We start from the raw sequence: 2,052 nt of genomic DNA, 5'->3' as shown, positions 1-2,052 counted from the left end.
GCGGGCGGTATGCTCTCTGGTTTTGGTTTTTAATTATGCCGAACTACTTAGCAAATCCTTAACCTTTTGGCTTCTGCGATCGTGGGACTTTGGGATCGCTTTTGGGCTTATTAAAACCACTACCTGCTTTACTAGAGGTTTTAGACTTTTTCGGTTTTGGTAATGGGGCTGCTGCTTCCAATGGGCTGACAGATTCCACTTCTGAAACTGTTACAGTTTCTTTAACATCATTTTCAATGGTTGTTTCAATGGTTGTTTCAATGGCTGTTTTTAGCGCATTTTCTAAAATGCCCTCAACAGGAAGTTCACTAGAGTCTTTGGCAAGGTGATGAGGCGCTTGTTCGCCAACAGTATCTTCAGCAATCGGTTCGACAACTGGTTCTGCAATCGGTTCTAAAATAATTGGTTCGGCGATTTCCGCAATCGGTTCGACAATTGGCTCTAAAATAGGTTCGGCAATTGGTTCTACGATTTCCGCAATCGGTTCGACAATTGGCTCTAAAACAGGTTCTGCAATTGGTTCTGCGATTTCTGCAATCGGTTCAGTAATCGGCTCTAAAACAGGTTCGGCAATTGGTTCTGCAATTTCTGCAATTGGTTCTGCAATCGGCTCTAAAATAGGCTCGGCAATTGGTTCTGCAATTTCCGCAATTGGTTCAGCAATCGGCTCTAAAACAGGCTCGGCAATTGGTTCTGCAATTTCTACAATTGGTTCGATATCAGCAATTGCTTCGATCGCTGGTTCTGATATGTTTACAGATGCAGCGGCGATCGCAATTTCCGCGATCGCTTCAGGCTCGCTCCCTTGAGTAAGGGCTCCTTGTTTACTAAACCCACGACCAGTTTTGCTGGAAGCCCGTGACTTTTTGGGTTTAGCTTGCGCGATAGGCTCCTGTTTGTTAAAACCATTACCCGTTTTGCTGGAAGCTCGTGATTTTTTGGGTTTAGCGTCTATATTTGCGGGTGAATCTTCTTTCTCTACAACGGACACTGCTGCTTCCGAGATAAGTTCAGTTTTAATTTCAATATTGCCTTCAGAAATTGCTTCAGGGATGCTTTCAGAAATCCCTTCGGGAACTACGTCGGGAATACTTTCAGAAATTGTTTCGGATACAGCTTCAGGAATGGCTTCAAGAGTAATGACTTCAAGGTTGTCTTCTCCAATTGGTTCAGGAGATTTTTGAGAAACTGATTCGGTAAACTCTGCGGGAGATTGCTGAGAAACTGGTTCGATAAACTCTGCGGGAGATTGTTGAGAAACTGGTTCGGCAACTTCTTCGAGTTTAACAACAAACTCTTCAGTAACTTCCTTAAGAGGCGCGATTTCTGCATTAATCTCTTTATCGCTTTCTGGGGAGAGTTCTAGAGGGATTTCTGATAATTCGGTGGGAACTTCTATAGGAGTATCTAGAGCTTCTATCGTTTGTTCAGTTTGTTCGTTTTGTTCTTCGATCGCAATCGCAGGAGTAGAAAGACTGAATGGCGCAACTTCAACCACAGATATAGGATCGGTCGTTAGAGAATTGAGTTGCAATCTTGGAATAGATATTTTGATAATTTTGCCACCAGACCGATGGATTGCTTGCAATCTTTGGGAAAGGGAACTATACGGAACTGTTACCTTATACGCAGCAGCACCTCTTGCCATTCTGTTGGAATGATTGCCGCCAGCAAACTCAATTGTTACTCGCTGATATTCGTCAACGCTTAGGTTAGGGTTGGCAGAATTAATATCTAAACTTTTCATATCAAAATCATCCTAGCGATCGCGATCGGGCGATCGCATTTCAAAACTTTTTAAATAATCTGTATAAGTATTCCGTAAAAATGACGCTGAAAATCAATTTTTTTACACCTCAAATATTACAAAAGATTGCTTGGTAATCTTTTGTAATATTTTTCCAGTGCATAAGTAGCTGGGCATAAGTAGCTAGGCATAAGTAAACTTAAAACCTAGAAGAGCATACCGCCCGCTGCGCGGGCGGTATGCTCTCTGGTTTTGGTTTTTAATTATGCTTAACTACTTAATAATTATAAGCAAAATAGATTTTC

1 protein-coding gene is annotated in these 2,052 nt (G+C 41.9%); it reads right to left on the bottom strand.

Features of this window, described 5'->3' with window-relative positions; all coding sequences use genetic code 11:
* Positions 1–58 precede the first annotated feature (58 nt).
* On the bottom strand, positions 59–1,747 hold the full coding sequence (locus tag PSE7429_RS22675) for a phycobilisome linker polypeptide (RefSeq protein WP_009629740.1): 1,689 nt from the start codon (positions 1,745–1,747) through the stop codon (positions 59–61).
* Positions 1,748–2,052 lie beyond the last annotated feature (305 nt).

This window comes from Pseudanabaena biceps PCC 7429, assembly GCF_000332215.1.
Classification (GTDB): domain Bacteria; phylum Cyanobacteriota; class Cyanobacteriia; order Pseudanabaenales; family Pseudanabaenaceae; genus Pseudanabaena; species Pseudanabaena biceps.
The sequence above is the reverse complement of the archived record's forward strand: the minus strand, read 5'-3'. Positions and strand labels throughout refer to the sequence as shown.

What these genes read in the sequence shown, in the direction of transcription:
- PSE7429_RS22675 (WP_009629740.1), bottom strand. Translation starts at nt 1,747, where the DNA reads ATGAAAAGTTTAGATATTAATTCTGCCAACCCTAACCTAAGCGTTGAC.